Origin of the sequence: Bradyrhizobium sp. STM 3809 (assembly GCF_000239795.1) — a bacterium.
Lineage (GTDB): Bacteria > Pseudomonadota > Alphaproteobacteria > Rhizobiales > Xanthobacteraceae > Bradyrhizobium.
In genome coordinates, this window is record NZ_CAFJ01000547.1 from 1 (window position 1) to 2471 (window position 2471).

General features: G+C 66.6%; 3 protein-coding genes and 1 pseudogene. All 4 read right to left on the reverse strand.

The window, feature by feature from the left end; translation table 11 throughout:
* Positions 1-177 (reverse strand): annotated as a pseudogene (locus BRAS3809_RS37460) (sensor histidine kinase); the annotation flags it as partial.
* A gap of 118 nt (positions 178-295) precedes the next feature.
* Positions 296-1645, reverse strand: coding sequence for an acetyl-CoA carboxylase biotin carboxylase subunit (accC, locus tag BRAS3809_RS25010; protein WP_008964816.1), 1350 nt, complete (start codon positions 1643-1645; stop codon positions 296-298).
* Positions 1646-1729: 84 nt separating this feature from the next.
* Positions 1730-2227, reverse strand: a complete 498-nt coding sequence (accB, locus tag BRAS3809_RS25015) for an acetyl-CoA carboxylase biotin carboxyl carrier protein (protein ID WP_008964817.1) — start codon at positions 2225-2227, stop codon at positions 1730-1732.
* Between the two features lie 43 nt (positions 2228-2270).
* Positions 2271-2471 (reverse strand): type II 3-dehydroquinate dehydratase (locus BRAS3809_RS25020; RefSeq protein WP_035658354.1); only part of this gene is annotated, 201 nt, incomplete at its 5' end.

Here is a 2471-nt window from a genome sequence, read left to right on the forward strand (position 1 = left end):
CAGCAGCGCGTTGATCTGGTTCTCGGCCTCGACGGTGTGCACCACCCAGGCGCTGTCGCTGCGCGCCTTGTTGACCAGGAGAACCGACGCCGTACTGACGGCGACCAGCACCAGGAATCCCGCTGCCAACAGCAGGACCTGTCCCAGTGTGCGCCTTCGTCTCACCTCAGGCGCCACCGTACGCTCGCAACGTCTTGGAAATCACTGCCCCCTGGCGGAACTCATCCGACCGAGCAAAACGCGGCCGGGCGCGGAAGGTTCCGCCTCAGATGAGGGTTTTATGAACGGACCCTCGTCAGTCCGCCTTCTGGCCGGCCAGATACTGCTCGAGCCAGTGGATGTGGTAGTCGCCGTCGATGATCGCGGGCTCGCGCACCAAGGCGCGGAACAGCGGCAGCGTGGTCTCGATGCCGTCGACCACCATCTCGTCCAGCGCCCGGCGCAGCCGCATCAGGCACTCGACCCGGCTCTTGCCGTGCACGATCAGCTTGCCGACCAGCGAGTCGTAATAGGGCGGGATCACATAGCCCTGGTAGACGGCGGAATCGATGCGGACGCCGAGGCCCCCGGGCGGATGGTATTGCAGGATCTTGCCGGGCGACGGCCGGAAGCTGACCGGGTTCTCGGCGTTCACGCGGCATTCGATCGAGTGGCCGTTGATGGTCACGGCATCCTGGGCCATCGGCAGGTCGCCGCCGGCGGCGATGCGGATCTGCTCCAGCACGAGGTCGATCCCGGTGATCATCTCGGTGACGGGATGCTCGACCTGGATGCGGGTGTTCATCTCGATGAAGTAGAACTCGCCGTCCTCGTAGAGGAATTCGATGGTGCCGACGCCGATATATTTCAGCTCCTGCATCGCCTTGGCGACGGTGTTGCCGATCTTGGCGCGCGCGGCCGCGTCGAGGACCGGGGAGGGGCCTTCCTCCCAGACCTTCTGGTGACGGCGCTGCAGCGAGCAGTCGCGCTCGCCGAGATGGATCGCGCCGCCGCGGCCGTCGCCGAGCACCTGGATCTCGATATGGCGGGGCTTCTGCAGATATTTCTCGAGATAGACCGAGGCGTCGCCGAACGCGGACTTGGCCTCGTTGGCCGCGGTGGTCAGCGCCAGCTGCAGGTCCGCCTCGGTGTGCGCGACCTTCATGCCGCGTCCACCACCGCCAGCGGCCGCCTTCACCAGCACCGGGAAGCCGATCGCCCTGGCGATCGCCATCGCGTCCTGGTCGGGCGTGACCGCGCCGTCGGAGCCCGGCACGACCGGGATGCCCAGACGCTTGGCGGTCTTCTTGGCCTCGATCTTGTCGCCCATCAGGCGGATGTGCTCGGCCTTCGGCCCGATGAAATGCAGGTTGTGATCGGCGAGGATCTCGGCGAAGCGCGCGTTCTCGGACAGGAAGCCGTAGCCCGGATGCACCGCGTCGGCGCCGGTGATCTCGCAGGCCGCGAGCAGCGCGGGGATATTGAGATAGCTGTCCTTCGACGGCGGCGGACCGATGCAGACACTCTCATCGGCAAGGCGCACATGCATGGCATCGGCGTCCGCGGTCGAATGCACCGCGACCGTGGAGATGCCGAGCTCCTTGCAGGCTCGGAGGATGCGGAGGGCGATTTCGCCGCGGTTGGCGATCAGGATCTTGTCGAACATGGCGTCCTACGAAGCGAATGGCGAATAGCGAATGGCGAGGAGGGAAGCAGCGACCATTCGCTGCTCGCCATTCGCCACTCGCCCCTACTCGATGATCACCAGCGGCTCGCCGAATTCGACCGGCTGGCCGTCCTCGACCAGGACCTGAGTCACCGTGCCGGCGCGCGGCGACGGGATCTGGTTCATCGTCTTCATGGCCTCGATGATCATCAGGGTCTGGCCGACCGAGACCTTGGATCCGACCTCGACGAACGGCTTGGCGCCGGGCTCAGGCGCCCAATAGGCGGTGCCGACCATCGGCGAGGGCACGACGCCCGGATGCTTGGAGAGGTCAGCGCCGGCGGCAGCGGCGGCGGCTGCGGCAACCACGGGAACGGCCGCGGCGGCGGCCGGGATCGCCGACGGCACGGCGGCAGCGACGGTGACGTTGCGGGCGACGCGAATGCGCAGGCCGGCCCGCTCGAGCTCGATCTCGGTCAGGCTGGTCTCATCCAGGAGCGAGGCCAACTCGCGGATGAGCTGGCTGTCTTCGGACTGTGCCGTGGACTTGGCCGTGGTCTTGTCGTCGGGCTGGGGCGCCATGATCGTGATCCAGAAACGTTGTGAGACGTGAGGGCGTGGGATGTCAGGCTTGCGCCGTGACGTCGGTCGGGTCGGTCGGAGCGCCAATCCTTGCAGCGGGGCCGGAGATCGGGAACTGATCGCCGTCGTCGATCCCTAAGGCAGAAATTGACGCAAACGCGGCCTTGGCGCTGAAAGAATGGTGCCGGAAGCTCTCGCGAGCGCCGATGTTGCTGATGTGCATCAGCGCCGGGTGGCGGGAGAT

Excerpts from the sequence above, each read along its gene's own strand:
- accB (WP_008964817.1), bottom strand. The coding sequence starts at position 2,227 with ATGGCGCCCCAGCCCGACGACAAGACCACGGCCAAGTCCACGGCACAG.
- accC (WP_008964816.1), bottom strand. The coding sequence starts at position 1,645 with ATGTTCGACAAGATCCTGATCGCCAACCGCGGCGAAATCGCCCTCCGC.